Here is a 16573-nt window from a genome sequence, read left to right on the forward strand (position 1 = left end):
TAAGGAATCCCATTGAGCAAGTCCCTGCAAGCCATTCGTGGCATGAACGATATTCTGCCCGCGCAGACCCCGATCTGGCGTTACCTGGAAAGCACTTTCGCGCAGCTGCTTGATAGCTACGGTTACAGCGAGATTCGTCTGCCAATCCTGGAGTTCACCGACCTGTTCGCCAGAGGTATCGGTGAAGGTACCGATGTGGTGGACAAGGAGATGTATACCTTTCTCGATCGCAATGAAGAATCCCTGACCCTGCGCCCCGAAGGAACAGCCGGTTGTGTGCGCGCTGTGCTCGAGCATGGGCTAACCGGTGGTGGCCAGGTGCAGAAACTCTGGTACACCGGCCCGATGTTTCGCTACGAAAAGCCGCAGAAGGGGCGCTATCGCCAGTTTCACCAGATCGGCGTGGAGGTTTTCAACCAGCCGGGGCCGGATGTCGACGCCGAGCTGATCGTGCTGACGGCGCGCCTTTGGAAGCAACTCGGCCTCGCCGATGCCGTAACGCTGCAGCTCAACAGTCTTGGCTCCAGCGAAGCCCGTGCAAGCTATCGCGATGCTTTGGTTGTCTACCTGCAGCAGCGCTTCGACCAGCTCGATGAGGACAGCCAGCGGCGTCTGACGACCAATCCGCTGCGTATTCTCGACAGCAAGAACGCCCAGACTCAGGCCCTGTTGGCCGATGCGCCGACGCTGCATGATTACCTCGATGACGAGTCGAGGGTGCATTTCGACGGTCTGAAGGCACGCCTCGATGCCGTGGGTATTGCCTACGAAATCAATCCCAAGCTGGTGCGGGGACTGGACTATTACGGCCGTACCGTTTTCGAGTGGGTCACAGACAAGCTTGGTGCTCAGGGTACGGTCTGTGCTGGCGGCCGCTACGACGGCCTGATTAGCCAGTTCGGTGGTAAGCCGACACCGGGCGTTGGGTTCGCCATGGGCGTCGAGCGCCTTGTGCTGCTGCTGGAAACCCTCGAACTGGTGCCGGAAGCGTTGAGCCCGGTGCCGCATGCCTATATCTGCGCCTTTGGCGAGGCTGCCGGGCTGGCTGCCCTTGCCCTGGCCGAACGCTTGCGTGACGCGTTGCCAGGCCTTCGCCTGCTGGTCAACGGCGGTGGTGGCAGTTTCAAGAGCCAGTTCAAGAAGGCTGACAAGAGCGGCGCGCGCTTTGCGCTGATTCTGGGTGAGGACGAATTGGCTGGGCGCGTGGTAGGTTGCAAACCGCTACGCGACGACACTGAACAACAAAGCATTGCCTGGGATGCTCTACCCGAGCGTCTGGCTGCCTGCCTCGAGCAGGTCTGAGACTAAGCGAATGAAAGGAGTGACAGCGTGACCTCGGGTACCGAAGAAGAAACACTGGCGCAGATCAAAGACTGGTGGCAGCGCAACGGCAAGCCTCTGCTGCTAGGGGCTGTGCTGGCCCTGGTATTGGTATTTGGCTGGCAGTTCTGGCAGAAGCATCAGATCAACCAGGCGCAAAGCGCCTCGCTCGTTTACCAGCAGTTGCTGGTCGCTGCGCTGGAATCCGGTGAGGCCGACGCCGCCGAGGTCTCGCGACTGGGCAACCTGTTGAAGAAGGACTTTGCCAGCACGCACTACGCGCAGTACGGCAGTCTGTTCATGGCCAAGGTGGCGGTCGAGTCCGGTCGACTGGATGAGGCTGCTAGCGAGCTCCGCTCCGTCGTCGACAAACCTGCCGACAAAACGCTGGATGAACTGGCACGTCAGCGACTGGCGCGTGTTCTGGCTGCGCAGGACAAGGCTGATGAGGCGCTCAAGCTGTTGGATGGCAAGGTCGATCAGGCATTCGTCGCCAGCCGCGAAGAGCTTCGCGGCGATCTGCTCGTGCAGCTGGGCCGCAGCGACGACGCTCATGCCGCTTACACCAAGGCCAAGGAGTCGCTGTCTCAGGATGCCGCCATTGGTGGCCTGCAAATGAAGCTGGATGATCTGGCCCGAGGGGAGGCATAAACGATGCGCTGGAAGACTGCAGCGTTGCTGACCTTGGCCGTACTGGCCGCGGGTTGCAGCAGCAAAGATACTAAAGAACTGGAGCCGGCCGAACTCACCAAGTTCAAGGCGGAGATCTCCCTGAAGAAAGAGTGGAGCCGCTCGATCGGTGAGGGGCAGGGCAAAACCTATAACCTGCTGACCCCGGTGGTATACGGCGATCAGATCTACGCCGCCGATGTCGAAGGGCTGGTGGTGTCCATGGATCGGTTGACCGGCAAGGTCAATTGGAAGAAGAAGCTCGACAAGCCGGTTTCCGGCGCGGTGGGTGCCGGCTACGGCCTCGTGCTGGTCGGCACCCTGCGTGGCGAAGTGATTGCGCTGGACGTTAGCACTGGCGAGGAGCGGTGGCGCAGTCAGGTCAGCAGCGAAGTGCTTGCTGCCCCGGCCGTCAACGGCGATATCGTTCTGGTGCAAACCCAGGATGATCGCCTGATCGCTCTGGAGATCGATACCGGCGCCCAGCGTTGGAGCTACGAAAGCTCGCCTGCGGTGCTCACCCTGCGTGGTACCGGCGCGCCGTTGTTGACCAATCAGCTGGCCGTCGCTGGCCTGTCGAGTGGCAAGGTCATTGCGCTTGATACCCGTCGCGGACTCCCGGTATGGGAGCAGCGCGTGGCTATTCCGCAGGGGCGTTCGGAGCTTGAGCGGGTTGTAGATATCGACGGCGGCTTGCTGTTGTCCGGCGGCACGTTGTACGTGGCGAGCTACCAGGGCCGTGCTGCGGCGCTGGAGCTGGAAAGTGGCCGTGTGCTTTGGCAGCGCGATGCCTCCAGCTATTCCGGTGCGGCGCTTGGCTATGGCAGCGTCTACCTGAGCCTTGCCGACGGTACGGTTGAAGGCATCGATGAGCGTTCGACGACTGCCCTGTGGCGCAACGAATCCCTGGCCCGTCGCCAGCTTTCAGCCCCAGCGGTGTTTTCCAGCTATGTTGTTGTGGGTGACATCGAGGGCTATCTGCATCTGCTAAGCCAGGTCGATGGTCGTTTTGTCGCCCGCGAGCGTATCGATAGCTCCGGCGTCCGCGTTCGTCCGGTAGTCGAGGGCGACTGGCTATATGCCTTTGGCAACGACGGCAAGCTGGTTGCACTGACAATCCGTCAGGCTGACTGACCGCACGTTGCGCCCACGGCTCCGCTCGCGGAGCCCTGTATATTCGGCCGCTGCCTTGCAGCGGCCTTCGTGTTTTCTGAAATATCGCAGTGGAGAGCCGCATGGTTCCCGTAATCGCCCTGGTGGGCCGCCCGAACGTCGGCAAGTCCACCCTGTTCAACCGCCTGACCAAGAGCCGCGACGCCATCGTGGCCGAATACGCCGGTCTGACTCGAGATCGCCAGTACGGCGAGGCCAAATGGCAGGGCCGCACCTACATTGTCATTGACACTGGCGGTCTGACCGGCGACGAGGAGGGCATCGACGCCAAGATGGCCGAGCAGTCCCTGCAAGCCATGCAAGAGGCTGATGCAGTGATGTTCATGGTCGATGCGCGTGCAGGCATGACGCCTGGCGATCAGATGATCGCCGAGCACCTGCGCAAGATGAACAAGCGCCACTTCCTGGTGGCAAACAAGGTCGACAGCATCGATCCGGATATCGCCCGAGCAGAATTCAGCCCGTTGGGCCTGGGCGACGCCCTGCCGATCGCCGCCGCCCATGGCCGTGGTATCACCCATATGCTCGAGCAGGCGCTCGGCATGTTCCCCAAGGACAACGCCGAAGTTGCCGAAGGCGAGGGTGAAGAGGGCGAGGCGGTTGCTGAAGGTGAAGAGCTCAAACGCATCCCTGGACCGAGCGAAAAGGATGGCATCAAGATCGCCATCATCGGTCGGCCCAATGTGGGCAAGTCGACGCTGGTCAACCGCATGCTCGGCGAGGAACGGGTCATCGTTTATGACCAGGCCGGTACAACCCGCGACAGCATCTACATTCCCTTCGAACGTGACGACGCGAAGTACACACTGATCGACACGGCCGGTGTGCGCCGCCGTGGCAAGATCTTCGAGGCCGTAGAAAAGTTCTCGGTGGTCAAGACACTGCAGGCGATCCAGGACTCCAACGTCGTGATTTTCGTCATGGATGCCCGCGAGGGCGTGGTCGAACACGATCTGAACCTGCTTGGTTTCGTGCTGGAAAGCGGTCGGGCGCTGGTCATCGCACTGAACAAGTGGGACGGCATGGAACCGAGTGAGCGCGACTACGTGAAGACCGAGCTGGAGCGCCGGTTGTTCTTCGTCGAGTTCGCCGACATCCATTTCATCTCCGCCAAGCATGGCACCGGCGTCGGCAATCTGTACAAGTCGGTACAGGCCTCGTTCACCTCAGCTGTTACGCGATGGCCCACCAGCCGTCTGACGCAGATCCTTGAAGATGCGGTTCGCGAGCATGCGCCGCCGATGGTTGCCAGCCGCCGGATCAAGCTTCGTTACGCGCACTTGGGCGGCGCCAACCCACCGCTGATCGTGATCCACGGCAATCAGGTCGACTCGATTCCCAAGTCCTACACCCGTTATCTGGAAAATACTTACCGGCGCGTTCTGAAGCTGGTTGGTACGCCCATCCGTATCGAGTACAAGGGCGGGGAAAACCCTTACGAGGGCAAGAAGAACACGCTTACCGACCGCCAGGTCAACAAGAAGCGCCGCCTCATGTCTCACCACAAGAAGGCTGAGAAGAAGCGCCGCGACAAGCGCTGACTGCTCAGCGATCTCCGTCGAACGACTGGTCCATATCCAGGGCCGGTCGTGCGTGGCGCGGCGTGCCGACTTGGCGTGCCGGATTGCCGACCACTGTGGTGTGCGGCGCAACGGCATGCAGCACGATGCTGCCGGCGCCGACCTTCGCCCCCTCGCCAATCTCGATATTTCCCAGAATCTTCGCGCCAGCGCCGATCATCACGCCGCTACGCACCTTCGGGTGACGATCACCGCCTTCCTTGCCGGTACCGCCCAGGGTAACGCCCTGCAGGATCGACACGTCATCGCCCACCACGGCGGTTTCGCCAATGACGATGCCGGTACCGTGGTCGAGCATGATGCCACTGCCAATCCGGCTGGCCGGATTGATGTCGATACCCAGACGTTCGTTGCTGCGTGCCTGAATGAACATCGCCAGCAGGCGTTCCCCCCGTCCATGCAAAAAGTGCCCGACGCGATAGGCCTGTAGTGCCAGGTAACCTTTCGAGAACAGGAATACTTCGAGCGCCGTGTCGAACGCCGGATCGCGACTGACGATTGCCTGCAGGTCGCAACATGCCGCCTCAGCGAGCCGCGCGTTCTGGTGGTGGATGCCGGCGAAGCGATCGGCAAGCGTGTGGCTCTGCTCGGTGCTTTCCGCCAGTGCATTGCCGATACGGTAGGCAAGCGCGGAGCCGAAGTCGGGGTGGTCGAGGATGGCCTGGCGGAAAACAGCGGCCAGGGTCGGCTCCGTATCCAGCGCGTGTTGCGCCTGGGCGCGCAGGTCGCTCCACAGCGTGCTGACAGGATGACTAGGCATGGAAGGTTCCTTATGGTCGATACGAGTGGATGCCCGTTCGCTGCAACTGTAGCAGCCCCACGGCGGGTGCTGCGTACCCTCGTATCGTGCATCGGTCATCGGCTATCCTGTTGCCTTCCTGCTGAACCCCCACGCGGCAGGCCTGTCGGAAGGCTGACATGCTTATCAGTAAACTGCCCAACGTTGGCACCACTATTTTCACCACGATGTCCCAGTTGGCGGCGGACACCGGTGCGTTGAATCTTTCTCAGGGCTTCCCCGATTTTGACGGCCCCGACGCGCTGCGCGAGGCGCTGGCCCGTCATGTCATGGCGGGACACAACCAGTACGCACCGATGACCGGCCTGCCGGCGCTTCGCGAGCAGGTCGCGGCGAAGGTTGCCGTTCTGTATGGACGGAAGGTAGATGCCTCCAGCGAGGTCACCATCACGCCCGGTGCTACCCAGGCGATCTTCTGCGCGATCCAGTCGGTGATCCAGCCGGGCGACGAGGTCATCGTCTTCGACCCTTGCTATGACAGCTACGAGCCATCGGTACAGCTTGCCGGTGGCATCTGCATCCATCAGCCGCTGACTCTGCCGGATTTTCACATCGACTGGCAGCGCTTGGCCGACGCCATTACCCCGCGCACGCGGATGATCGTGCTCAATACGCCGCATAACCCCAGCGGGGCGCTGATCGACGGTGATGATCTCGATCGCCTGGCAGCGCTGATTCGCGAGCGCGATATATACCTGCTCAGTGACGAGGTCTATGAGCATCTGGTATTCGACGGCCGCGAGCATGCCAGCGTGTTACGCCATGATGAGCTCTACCAGCGAGCCTTCGTCATCAGTTCCTTCGGCAAGACTTACCACGTCACTGGCTGGAAGACTGGCTATGTAGTGGCGCCGCCTATGCTCAGCAGTGAGCTGCGCAAAGTGCACCAGTACGTCAGCTTCACTGGGGTGACGCCGCTGCAGTGGGCCCTGGCCGATTTCATGGCTGAACATCCCGAGCACGTCACCGAGCTGCCGGCCTTCTACCAGGCCAAGCGCGATCTGTTCTGCGATCTGCTGGCTGGGTCTCGCTTCAGCTTCACTCGGGCTGCGGGCACCTACTTCCAGCTTGCCGACTATTCAGCGATCCGCCCTGATCTTGATGATGTCGCAATGGCCGAGTGGCTGACCCGCGAACACGGCGTTGCAAGTATTCCGATTTCGGTGTTCTACCAGAACGCCCCGACCGATTTGCGGCTGGTGCGTTTCTGCTTTGCCAAACGAGAGGAGACGCTGCGTGAAGCGGCGGAACGACTATGCGCGATTTGAACGATCTGCCCGACCTCGAACTGGCGCTGGTACAGACCAGCCTGATCTGGCAGGACGCTGCCGCCAATCACGAACGATTCATCACGCTGCTGGATCAGGCCAGCGGCGCCGACCTGATCCTCCTGCCGGAGATGTTCACCACCGGTTTCTCCATGGATTCGGCTGCACTGGCCGAGCCGGAAGAGGGGCCGACCTATGTATGGCTGCGAGCGCAAGCTGCCCGGCTGGATGCCGTAATCACTGGCAGTGTGATCATCGAGGCTGCCGACGGCAGTCATCGCAATCGTTTGCTCTGGGCGCGCCCGGATGGTGAGGTGCTGCATTATGACAAGCGCCACCTGTTCCGTATGGCTGGCGAGCACAAGCATTACACGCCAGGGCAGCAGCAGGCGTTGTTCGAGCTGAACGGCTGGCGGGTGCGCCCGCTGATTTGTTATGACCTACGTTTCCCGGTATGGAGCCGCGATCCACATGGCACCGACCTGCTGCTTTACACGGCGAACTGGCCGGCCGCACGCCGTGATGCTTGGAATCGCCTGCTGCCGGCGCGTGCCATCGAGAATCTATGCTATGTCGCGGCGGTCAACCGGGTCGGCGAAGATGGTAAGGGTTATCCCTACAGCGGCGACAGCCAGGTGCTCGACTTCAAGGGCGATACGCTGATGAATGCCGAAGATCGCGATGCTGTTTTGCGCTGCACGTTGCGCGCGCGTGACCTGGCGGCATTCCGCGAGCGCTTCCCGGCCTATCACGATGGAGACGAGTTCGAGCTGAAGCTGTAGCGGTCATCGCTCGAGCGTTTCCGACGCGGGCGCCGTGCGACGCATCAGCAGAAGCGGCAATCCGAACGCGAGCACTGCTAGCCCTAGCAGTGCTCCCGGGCCCGCGTACAGCGTGCTCGAAACGAACAGGCCCAGGCAGCTGCTGGCGAAAATCAGCGGCAGCAGCGGGTACAGCGGAACCCTGAATGGTCGATGCACCTGCGGCTGAAGATTGCGCAAGCGCATCAGCGCCAATGCCGTCATGCACATGAAAAACCAGAAAACCGGCGCGGTGTAAGCGACCATGGCCTGCACACCGCTCTGGCTCAATGTGCCGAACAGAATCAGTAGCAGAGTGATTGCCGCCTGGACCAGCAGCGCGCGGACAGGCGTGGAGCCGCGTTCGTTCCATGCGCCAAGCAGCCTCAGCTGAGGGACGTCCCGGCCCAGTGCGTAGTACACGCGAGCACCGGTCAGAATCGTCGCATTTATGGTGCTCAAGGCGGTAAAGCAGATCAGCAGGCTCAAACCCAGTGCAGCCCAGTTGCCGACGACCACTTCCATCAGGTCGGCGCCGACCGCATCCGACTGGCGCAGGGCCTGTAGACCGAAGACCTGCAGCAGCGCGACGTTGGTCAGCAGGTAGAGCGCAGTCACTACCAGGGTGCCGATCAGTAGTACCCGACTCATATTGCGTCCCGGATCGCGCAGCTCGCCAGACAGGTAAGCGGTCTCGTTCCAGCCCCCGTAGGTCAGCAGAACGAACACCATGCCCATCCCCAGCATGCCAATCCCTCCGTCGGAGGGTTCGACCGCCAGATCTGCCTTGGCCTGGTCAGGCGAAAGCAGGCCGGCCAGCGTTACCGTGGTCAGAGTGAGAATCGTCAGGCCGCTTAGCACCACTTGGATGCGTTTGGATTGGTCGGTGCCGAGCACGTTCAGCGTAGTCAGCAGGACAACGGAGAAGGCCGCATGTAGTGCGTTTCCGTAGTCGCCAAGTGGCATCAGCCGTTGTGCGTAGTCACCGTAGATGAATGCCACGGCCGCAATGGCGCCGGTCTGGATGACGGTGCCACGGGCCCAGGCAAACATCAGCCCCAGCCTGCTGCCCCAGGCCTGGCATAAGTAGTGGTACTCACCACCTTCATCCGGGAAGCTGGCACCCAGCTCCGCATAACACAGCGCGCCGATCAGCATCAGCACGCCGCCGGCCAGCCACAAGACGATGTAAGTCGCTGAGCTGTCGGCATGCTGGGCAACCAGTGGTGGAAAGCCGAAGATTCCCACGCCGACTACGACGCCCACCAGCACGGCGACGCCGTCGACAACGGAGAGGCCGGTGGCGTGCCGGCTATGTGCTTGAGCGTCCATGCTCAGTTACGCCGTGCGCTCCAGCGGGTAGTTGATTCCTCGCCTGTGATCGCACTGATGCGATCACCCTCGACTTTTCCAACGTAAGGCGTGCCGCCAACCTCGAAGTGGAAAATATCCCCTTCGAGGTTGCCAATCACACTGTTCTGCAGTCCGCCGGAGCGTGCAGTCCCTAGCACCTGCTGGTACTGCTGCTGCAACTCGAGGGTGAATCGACCGTCTGGCATCTCGACTTCCCATCTACCCTCGACCTTGGCCGGGACGATCCACAGATAGACGTAGCTGCCACCGACATAATCGGTGCGATCGGCAGGCCAGTCGTCCATGCCGAACGCGTGGGATACCACCCGCGTACCTGGTTTTAGCGTATCGAGGATGACCGGGCGCAGGCGCATGTTCAGCCGCGGTAGCAAATACATGGTCAGCACCGTCGCCTCGGAAATATCTTTCTTGAACAGGTCGCCCTGCTCGAAGCTGACCTTGTCGGATACGCCAGCCGATTTCGCGTTGGCTTCGGCTTCCTCGATGCGTTCGGGGTCGAGGTCGATACCCAGTGCCGAGTCGGCGCCGCGGTCGCGAACGGCGGCGATAGCGATGCGTCCGTCGCCGGAGCCGAGATCGATGACGGTATCGCCGGCTTTCACATCGGCCATCTCAAGCATCCGCGCGACAACACGGTCCGGTGTAGGAACATAAGGCACGTCGAGTTCTGGCGCGTCCTGCGCATGGGCAGGAAACAGCGTAGCGAGTAACAACGGAAGGGCGATGAGTAAAGCGGGACGGCGAACGAACGCGAACGACATGAATGATCCCCTTGGCGAGTTCTAGCCCCGTTCGGCTTGGGGCGTTAATGACCGGACCCGGGGGGCGGCGCAAGGTTCTCGGCGCGCCGCGATGAACGCTGCGCGAGATGCCGAAGAGCCTCCGCAAAGCCGCGTCGGGCGGCAGTTCGAAGGGCTATTGGCAGCTTGTAACCCGATGTGAGCATGAGGTGCCGAGCGGCGCCATGGTTAGTCTCGGCGCAGCTTGCGGTCGGCGCGCCGCTGGCGCCACAGCACCCAGCCATAGATCAGCAGATTGACCAGTACCACCACCGCCGCCAGCGCGTACTGCACTGGCGTGCTCAGCCAGGCGGGGTAGATCAACGGCAGCAGATAGTGCTCGATGAAGCCCGCTTCGTATCCCGCGCCGCCCGCCAAGCGCCGCAGCAGGTTCTCCCAGTGGGTCAGCGGGCACGGCCGACCGGTCAGCTCAACGAACACGCCCCAGACGATCGCCGGAACATGTATCAGCACGAAACCACGCTTCCATGCGACAAGCAGACCGCCGAGCAGCACGAACAGAATGAAGCCGAGGTGCAACAGCAGTACGGCATCCGCCCCCATGCGATAGAGCATTGCGCTATGCCGCCGCGCCCGTGCGGCTCATCTCTGCGATCTGGCGATCCTGCACCCTCGCCAGCAGAGTGACCGACAGAAGCGCGCCAACCAGCGCCATGAACATGTCCGATTGGGTATCCCATGGATCGCCCTGGGTGCCGAGAAAATCCTCCGCGCCCTGCCCGGCGATAAGCGCCACCCACCACTCGATCAGTTCATAGAAGGCGCTGAAGGCCAGCGCGACGCAAAGTGCGAGAAATCCCAGCATCTTTCCTGGCGCGACTAGGCGCAGCCGTAGCAGGATCTCCCGGGCGAGCAGGGCGGGCGTTATGCCCTGAATGAAATGACCTAGTTTGTCGTATGGATTGCGGCTGAGATCGAGCCATTCCTGCACCCAGAACCCAGGCGGGACGCGCGCATAGGTATAGGTCCCGCCAAGAATCAGGATCAGCGCATGGATCGCGATGACCACGTAAAGCAGGCGCGTCAGCGGCAGGCGCTGGTGGCTCCACAGCAGCAGGGGCGCGGCGATCAGCACCGGGGCGACTTCCAGCAGCCAGGTTGCACGGTCAAAGGGCGCGATGGCAGAGCAGACCAGCGCCAGCAGCACGACCGATCCGAGCGTTGCGTAAAGTGTTCTGTCCTGCATGGAAGCTGCCATGGTGATCGATCCAGCCGGCAGCATGCAGCGGCGCCAGGCAGCGTGCAACTGATGGGCTCTCGTATGCAGCAAGTCGCAGCGGCCCTCTAGCCCCGGCGACCGGCCGGAGCAGCTGAGCGGGAAATCGAGCGGTCACAGCGTCGCATGTCGACTTTGCCGACATAGGCGTTGGCATTGCCCTGCACGCAGGCAATGCGCTGGTTGCGTGTGCGCTCCCATTCGCTGACCGGATGCTGGCGATTCCAGATGTCGTACAGGCGTTGGTCCTGTTTCGATAGGCGCAGCTTGTAGCGCTCGCTCATGTACAGATAGGTACGTGCAATAGCCCCGCGGCTATATTCGGCCGGCATGGCCGTGCGCTGCTTGAAGTTCACCACGAAGGGGCAGGCGCCGTATTGGCTGGGTTTTTCACTGAGCATGCCGAAGCCGAAGTTGCTGCGATCGCCGTTGACTTCGCCGACTACCGGGACCAGGTTGTGCAGATCAGCCTCGGCCAGGCTGAAGACCGGGTCCTTGGCGGTGCACTGCTTGCGCCCGCCCTGTTGCCAGCACTGGCGCTGGTGGCCGATGACCCAGGCCGGCACGATGTGCTCCCATTCCACCCGTTCGGCTCGCTTGGGCTGTTTGCGTGGAATGTAGCCGCAGCTACTGAGGTCGATACGATTGCCCTTGAAACTGCAACCGCAGTAGAAGTCCACCGGGCGGTCGGCATAGATGGACCAGGCGACCTTCTTCGCTTCGCGGAAGGTGCGAGGCGCATCGGCATAGGCGTTGCAACAGCAGAACAGGGCAAGCAGGAAAAGACTGAGGCGGCGCATGGATATCTCGACGACTGAACGAGTGTCGCATCCATGCGCGGGCCGGCATATTACCTGTCGGTTAGTTAAAAGTCATAAAAAACAAAGGCTTGCGTAATATCATTGGGCCTTCATCTGGACCTCATCTGGCCCAGGCGATTGATCTGCAGGGAAGCGAGAATGATCGCACCGCCAACTGCGAGCAGGATCAGATTGGTCGTGGTGCCCCAGAACAACAGGTTGAGCACCAGACCCACCGGCACCGCCATGTTGTTCATTACCGCCAGGGTGCCGGCATCCACCAGCGTCGCGCCCTTGTTCCAACAGAACTGGCCCAACGCGGTTGCCAGCACGCCCATCCAGATCAGTACCGTCCATTGCGTCGTGGTGGTCGGCAGTTTCTCGGCGTTGCCGAACAGTAGCCAGGCGGGCAGCACGATCAACAGCGCGCCGAGGAAGAAGTAGCCGAAGCGTCGATGTAACGGCACGTCGGAGGGGTAGCGCTGCGCCAGATGCTTGTAGAACACCTGGCCGGCAGCGAAGGTGAAGTTGGCCAGCTGCATCAGCAGGAAGCCGCCGAGAAAATCGCTGGAAACACCGTCGTAGCGAATGAGTCCTGCGCCGAACACCGCCACGGCTGCCGCGACCAGTGCCCAAGGGTTGAAGCGGCGGTTGAGTGCATCGTCGATCAACGTCACGTGCAGAGGCGTGAGCACGGTGAACAGCAGCACTTCGGCGACCGTCAGCACGTTGAAGCTCATGTACAGGCACAGGTAGGTGACGCCGAACTGAAGTGCGCCGACCAGGGTGACGCCGACGATGAAGCCGGGCGCTACGCCGCGCCAGCGGGTCAGCGGCAGGAAAACCAGCCCGGCGAGGATTACCCGCGTGAGGACGGCGAAATAGCTGTCCACCTGGCCGGCCAGATAAACGCCGATCAGATTGAAGGAAAATGCCCAGAGCAGGGTGACGAAGATCAGATAGCGCATGCCGCCTCCTCGACGAAGGTCGGCGACCTTAGCGGCTGCGCTTCAAAGAGGGAAGGGCTGGCGAGCCTGCAGGCCCGCCAGCCGAACGATCAGGCCGCCTTCAGGGTGGCCATGTCGATGACGAAGCGATACTTCACGTCGCTCTTGAGCATGCGTTCATAGGCTTCGTTGATGTCCTGCATGCGGATCATCTCGATGTCCGAGACGATGCCGTGCTCGGCGCAGAAATCGAGCATCTCCTGGGTCTCGGCGATGCCGCCGATCAGCGAGCCGGCAATGCGGCGGCGCTTGAAGATCAGGCCGAACACGCTCGGCGAGGGGTGCGGCGAAGCCGGTGCGCCGACCAGGGTCATGGTGGCGTCGCGTTTGAGCAGATTGACGAACGCGTCGAGGTTATGTGGTGCGGCGACGGTGTTGAGGATGAAGTCGAAGCTGTTGACGTGCGCAGCCATCTCCTCCTTGTTCTTCGATACCACCACTTCCGACGCGCCGAGGCGCAGGGCATCTTCCCGCTTGTCCGGGGAGGTGGTGAACAGCACGACCTTGGCACCCATGGCATTGGCGATCTTCACCGCCATGTGGCCGAGACCACCGAGGCCGACCACGCCGACCTTCTGACCTGGGCCGACCTTCCACTGGCGCAGCGGCGAGTAGGTGGTGATGCCCGCACAAAGCAGCGGCGCGACGGCGGCCAGGTTGTCGGTGTGGTTGATGCGCAGAACGTACTTTTCGTCCACCACGATATTGTCGGAATAGCCACCGAGGGTGTTCTCGCCACCGCCGAAGGCGGGGCCGTTGTAGGTGCCGACGAAACCGTTCTCGCAATACTGCTCCAGGCCCTCGCCGCAGGACGAGCAAGTGCGGCAGCTGTCGACCAGGCAGCCGACGCCGGCGATATCGCCCGCCTTGAACGTGCTGACGTTCGCGCCGACCGCGCTCACGCGGCCGACGATCTCGTGGCCGGGCACCGAGGGATACAGGGTGTTGTTCCACTCGTTGCGTGCGGTGTGCAGGTCCGAATGGCAGACGCCGCAGAAGAGAATCTCGATCTGCACATCGTTCGGTCCTACTTCTCGACGCGAAAACGAGTAGGGGGCGAGCGGGGCGCTCGGGTCGAGGGCGGCGTAACCGATGCTGTTGCTCATGACGGCTCCTTATTTTGATCGGGGTTGCAAAGGCCAAGCCTAATGGCGACGGAGTCAGGAGCGTTTGCACAATCCTGCCGATGGCTGATGTGTTTCTGCCGATTTACCAAGGCTTGGCTGACTGAGTTGGGAGGGTGTTCGGGGATGAACAGTTCAGTCGATCACCACTCACGGTAGCGACTGGCGACGCGCGGAGAGGGCTGCAGCGATGTGCAGGCGCCATCAATGGCGCCTGCCGGAGGAATAGATGATCGTCGTAAGCCGATACCATGGCGGACCCAGCGGCCCGCCGTTCAGGTTCAGGCGGCCTGTTCCTGCGCTTCGCGCAAGGCGCGGTTCATGGCGCTGAACAGCGCACGGATGCTGGCGGTGGTGATGTTTTCGTCGATGCCGATACCGTGTAGCGGCCGCTCGCCATCCAGACGCACCTCGATGTAGGCCGCAGCCTTGGCGTTGCTGCCAGCGCCGATGGAGTGCTCGTGGTAGTCCATGATCTCCAGTTTGACCGGCAGCGCGGCGACCAGGGCCTCCAGCGGACCCTTGCCGATGCCGCGCCAGTGGGCGGTCTCGCCATCGGTTGCCACTTCCACGTCCACTGCGCTGGTACCGTTCTCTTCCTGCAAGCGATGGCCCTTGAGCGTATAGGGCGCGGTCGCCTGCAGATACTCGGCCTCCAGCAGCGCGTAGATCTGCTTGGCACTCATCTCAAGGCCAAGGCGGTCGGTTTCCTTCTGCACCACCTGGCTGAACTCGATCTGCATGCGTCGCGGCAGGCTGATGCCGTATTCCTGCTCAAGCAGGAAAGTGATGCCGCCCTTGCCGGACTGGCTGTTGACGCGAATCACCGCCTCGTAGCTGCGGCCAATGTCGGCTGGATCGATCGGCAGATAGGGCACTTCCCAGATACCGTTCGGGTCCTGCTGAGAGAAGCCCTTGCGGATCGCATCCTGGTGCGAACCGGAGAACGCGGTATGCACAAGGTCGCCGACATAGGGGTGGCGCGGGTGTACCGGCAGCTGGTTGCATTCCTCGACCACCTTGCGCACTGCATCGATATCGGAGAAGTCCAACTGTGGGTCGACGCCCTGGGTGTAGAGGTTCAGCGCCACGGTGACCAAGTCGACGTTGCCCGTGCGCTCGCCATTGCCGAACAAGCAGCCTTCGACGCGATCGGCGCCGGCCATCAGGCCCAGCTCGGTGGCGGCTACGCCGGTGCCGCGGTCGTTATGGGTGTGCAGGCTGACCAGCACGCTGTCGCGACGGTTGACGTGGCGGCAGAACCACTCGATCTGGTCGGCATAGATGTTCGGCGTGGCGGCTTCTACGGTGGCCGGCAGATTGAGGATCAGCTTCTGCTCGGGCGTCGGCTGGAACACCTCGACCACCGCGTTGCACACCTCGACGGCGAACTCCGGCTCGGTGGAGCTGAAGATTTCCGGCGAATACTCGAAACGCCAGGCGGTTTCCGGATTCTGTGCGGCCAGGCGCTTGATGATCTGCGCCGCGCTGACTGCGATATTCACCACACCAGCCTTGTCCTGATTGAAGACGATGCGGCGGAAGCTCGGTGCGGTGGCGTTGTAGTAGTGGACGATGGCCTGCTTGGCGCCTTTCAGCGATTCGAACGTGCGGGTAATCAAGTCCTCACGGGCCTGGGTCAACACCTGGATGGTGACGTCGTCGGGGATGTGCCCGCCTTCGATCAGCTCGCGGACGAAGTCGAAGTCGGTCTGCGAGGCGGAGGGGAAGCCGACCTCGATCTCTTTGATGCCAACCTGCACCAGCGTCTTGAAGAAACGCATCTTCTTCGCGGCGTCCATCGGCTCGATCAGCGACTGGTTGCCGTCGCGCAGATCCGAACTCAGCCAGATCGGTGCCTGGGTAATGGTCTTCGACGGCCAGGTACGATCAGGGATGTCGATGGCCGGAAAGGCGCGATATTTTTTCGATGGATTCTTGAGCATGGTCATGGTCTTTTCCCAGGCGTAGCTTGAGCAAGCAACTTGTTTGCCCATCATGGGCAGCGGTTTATGGTGCAAAGCTATTGCGTATAGGCTATGGCTTGCAAGGCTCGATAAAAAATTGGTGTATTATTGCTGTTTAAATCCTGGCTGGGTGTTTTCTGCTGATTTGGACGCAAAAAGCCAGGCTTGATTGCTCAGCTGAATTGCGGCCTCATGTCGCAGCGGCCGAGGCGAAACGGCTGTGCGATCATCCAGGCACTCCCGCAGGGTCATGTCACCAAGGACACGCCAGTGACACGCAAACGGCTATCGACAACGAGCATCTGGCTTGGCCTGTTCGCCATGCTGATGATCCACGTCGGCCCGTTGTACTCCGCAGTGCAGGCCGCTCAGGCCGCCCAGGTCAGCGAACATCATCATCACGCCGAGCATGAATCCTCCGCTCACGGTCATCATGGCCGTGCCCGCGCGGGCGAACCCGCCTGGCTGACGGCGCTCGAACTCTGTGGCTATTGCGAGCTGCTGACGGTTAATCCGCCGCTCAGCCTGGCCGTTCACCTGATCCTGCCGCGCCACCAGCCGGGCTATTTCCAGTCTCTTCCCGAGCAACCTCTGCCGCCATCGCTGCGCCGCAGCAGCGGTCATCCTCGCGCTCCCCCGCATTTCCACTGCTGATCACCACCAGCCGCCTCGTTGC

General features: G+C 61.8%; 16 protein-coding genes. 7 read left to right on the forward strand and 9 right to left on the reverse strand.

Features of this window, described 5'->3' with window-relative positions:
- The first annotated feature begins 12 nt into the window (after positions 1 to 12).
- From hisS to der, 4 genes are all read left to right on the forward strand, one after another.
- On the forward strand, positions 13 to 1302 hold the full coding sequence (gene hisS, locus CXK91_RS20065; RefSeq protein WP_103457776.1) for a histidine--tRNA ligase: 1290 nt from the start codon (positions 13 to 15) through the stop codon (positions 1300 to 1302).
- 27 nt (positions 1303 to 1329) lie between these two features.
- A complete protein-coding gene (locus CXK91_RS20070; RefSeq protein ID WP_103457777.1) occupies positions 1330 to 1971 on the forward strand; it encodes a tetratricopeptide repeat protein in 642 nt (213 codons plus the stop codon).
- Between the two features lie 3 nt (positions 1972 to 1974).
- Complete coding sequence (gene bamB / locus CXK91_RS20075) at positions 1975 to 3123, forward strand: outer membrane protein assembly factor BamB (RefSeq protein ID WP_103457778.1); 1149 nt, start codon at positions 1975 to 1977, stop codon at positions 3121 to 3123.
- A gap of 101 nt (positions 3124 to 3224) precedes the next feature.
- Complete coding sequence (gene der / locus CXK91_RS20080; RefSeq protein ID WP_103457779.1) at positions 3225 to 4703, forward strand: ribosome biogenesis GTPase Der; 1479 nt, start codon at positions 3225 to 3227, stop codon at positions 4701 to 4703.
- 4 nt (positions 4704 to 4707) lie between these two features.
- Here der and cysE read toward each other — a convergent pair whose 3' ends face one another.
- Positions 4708 to 5502 (reverse strand): serine O-acetyltransferase, encoded by a 795-nt coding sequence (gene cysE / locus CXK91_RS20085; protein WP_103457780.1) that lies wholly within the window; start codon positions 5500 to 5502, stop codon positions 4708 to 4710.
- Positions 5503 to 5660: 158 nt separating this feature from the next.
- Between cysE and CXK91_RS20090 the strand changes: the two genes are divergently transcribed.
- Complete coding sequence (locus tag CXK91_RS20090; protein WP_103457781.1) at positions 5661 to 6809, forward strand: pyridoxal phosphate-dependent aminotransferase; 1149 nt, start codon at positions 5661 to 5663, stop codon at positions 6807 to 6809.
- Positions 6797 to 7591: an amidohydrolase gene (locus CXK91_RS20095; RefSeq protein WP_103457782.1), complete on the forward strand. Its 795-nt coding sequence runs from the start codon at positions 6797 to 6799 to the stop codon at positions 7589 to 7591. Before CXK91_RS20090 ends, CXK91_RS20095 begins: the two co-directional genes overlap by 13 nt.
- 3 nt (positions 7592 to 7594) lie before the next feature.
- Here the strand turns inward: CXK91_RS20095 and CXK91_RS20100 are convergent, their stop codons facing one another.
- The 8 genes from CXK91_RS20100 to leuA all read right to left on the reverse strand — a co-directional run bounded on the left by CXK91_RS20100 (position 7595) and on the right by leuA (position 15882).
- The gene (locus CXK91_RS20100; protein ID WP_103457783.1) at positions 7595 to 8941 is read right to left on the reverse strand and encodes an APC family permease; all 1347 of its coding nucleotides are present in this window, start codon (positions 8939 to 8941) and stop codon (positions 7595 to 7597) included.
- A 2-nt stretch (positions 8942 to 8943) separates the two neighbouring features.
- Positions 8944 to 9744 (reverse strand): methyltransferase domain-containing protein, encoded by an 801-nt coding sequence (locus tag CXK91_RS20105; protein ID WP_103457784.1) that lies wholly within the window; start codon positions 9742 to 9744, stop codon positions 8944 to 8946.
- A gap of 207 nt (positions 9745 to 9951) precedes the next feature.
- Positions 9952 to 10338, reverse strand: a complete 387-nt coding sequence (locus CXK91_RS20110) for a DUF2784 domain-containing protein (protein ID WP_103457785.1) — start codon at positions 10336 to 10338, stop codon at positions 9952 to 9954.
- A 4-nt stretch (positions 10339 to 10342) separates the two neighbouring features.
- Positions 10343 to 10969: a DUF2238 domain-containing protein gene (locus tag CXK91_RS20115; protein ID WP_256054550.1), complete on the reverse strand. Its 627-nt coding sequence runs from the start codon at positions 10967 to 10969 to the stop codon at positions 10343 to 10345.
- 98 nt (positions 10970 to 11067) lie between these two features.
- Positions 11068 to 11799 carry an endonuclease gene (locus CXK91_RS20120; protein ID WP_103457786.1) on the reverse strand — a complete coding sequence of 244 codons (732 nt, stop codon included), beginning with the start codon at positions 11797 to 11799 and terminating at the stop codon, positions 11068 to 11070.
- Between the two features lie 110 nt (positions 11800 to 11909).
- Positions 11910 to 12767 carry a carboxylate/amino acid/amine transporter gene (locus CXK91_RS20125; RefSeq protein WP_103457787.1) on the reverse strand — a complete coding sequence of 286 codons (858 nt, stop codon included), beginning with the start codon at positions 12765 to 12767 and terminating at the stop codon, positions 11910 to 11912.
- 89 nt (positions 12768 to 12856) lie between these two features.
- Positions 12857 to 13912, reverse strand: a complete 1056-nt coding sequence (locus CXK91_RS20130; RefSeq protein WP_103457788.1) for an NAD(P)-dependent alcohol dehydrogenase — start codon at positions 13910 to 13912, stop codon at positions 12857 to 12859.
- 299 nt (positions 13913 to 14211) lie between these two features.
- On the reverse strand, positions 14212 to 15882 hold the full coding sequence (leuA, locus tag CXK91_RS20135) for a 2-isopropylmalate synthase (protein WP_103457789.1): 1671 nt from the start codon (positions 15880 to 15882) through the stop codon (positions 14212 to 14214).
- Positions 15883 to 16167: 285 nt separating this feature from the next.
- Here leuA and CXK91_RS20140 point away from each other — a divergent pair, with 285 nt between their 5' ends.
- On the forward strand, positions 16168 to 16551 hold the full coding sequence (locus CXK91_RS20140; protein ID WP_256055766.1) for a DUF2946 domain-containing protein: 384 nt from the start codon (positions 16168 to 16170) through the stop codon (positions 16549 to 16551).
- Positions 16552 to 16573: the final 22 nt, after the last annotated feature.

It is taken from the genome of Stutzerimonas stutzeri, from assembly GCF_002909485.1.
GTDB lineage: Bacteria > Pseudomonadota > Gammaproteobacteria > Pseudomonadales > Pseudomonadaceae > Stutzerimonas > Stutzerimonas stutzeri_AH.

Coding starts and splice junctions, on each gene's coding strand:
- bamB (WP_103457778.1), top strand. CDS start 1,975: ATGCGCTGGAAGACTGCAGCGTTGCTGACCTTGGCCGTACTGGCCGCG.
- cysE (WP_103457780.1), bottom strand. CDS start 5,502: ATGCCTAGTCATCCTGTCAGCACGCTGTGGAGCGACCTGCGCGCCCAG.
- CXK91_RS20105 (WP_103457784.1), bottom strand. CDS start 9,744: ATGTCGTTCGCGTTCGTTCGCCGTCCCGCTTTACTCATCGCCCTTCCG.
- leuA (WP_103457789.1), bottom strand. CDS start 15,882: ATGACCATGCTCAAGAATCCATCGAAAAAATATCGCGCCTTTCCGGCC.
- CXK91_RS20120 (WP_103457786.1), bottom strand. CDS start 11,799: ATGCGCCGCCTCAGTCTTTTCCTGCTTGCCCTGTTCTGCTGTTGCAAC.
- der (WP_103457779.1), top strand. CDS start 3,225: ATGGTTCCCGTAATCGCCCTGGTGGGCCGCCCGAACGTCGGCAAGTCC.
- CXK91_RS20095 (WP_103457782.1), top strand. CDS start 6,797: ATGCGCGATTTGAACGATCTGCCCGACCTCGAACTGGCGCTGGTACAG.
- CXK91_RS20100 (WP_103457783.1), bottom strand. CDS start 8,941: ATGGACGCTCAAGCACATAGCCGGCACGCCACCGGCCTCTCCGTTGTC.
- CXK91_RS20115 (WP_256054550.1), bottom strand. CDS start 10,969: ATGCAGGACAGAACACTTTACGCAACGCTCGGATCGGTCGTGCTGCTG.
- CXK91_RS20110 (WP_103457785.1), bottom strand. CDS start 10,338: ATGCTCTATCGCATGGGGGCGGATGCCGTACTGCTGTTGCACCTCGGC.
- CXK91_RS20090 (WP_103457781.1), top strand. CDS start 5,661: ATGCTTATCAGTAAACTGCCCAACGTTGGCACCACTATTTTCACCACG.
- CXK91_RS20130 (WP_103457788.1), bottom strand. CDS start 13,912: ATGAGCAACAGCATCGGTTACGCCGCCCTCGACCCGAGCGCCCCGCTC.
- CXK91_RS20125 (WP_103457787.1), bottom strand. CDS start 12,767: ATGCGCTATCTGATCTTCGTCACCCTGCTCTGGGCATTTTCCTTCAAT.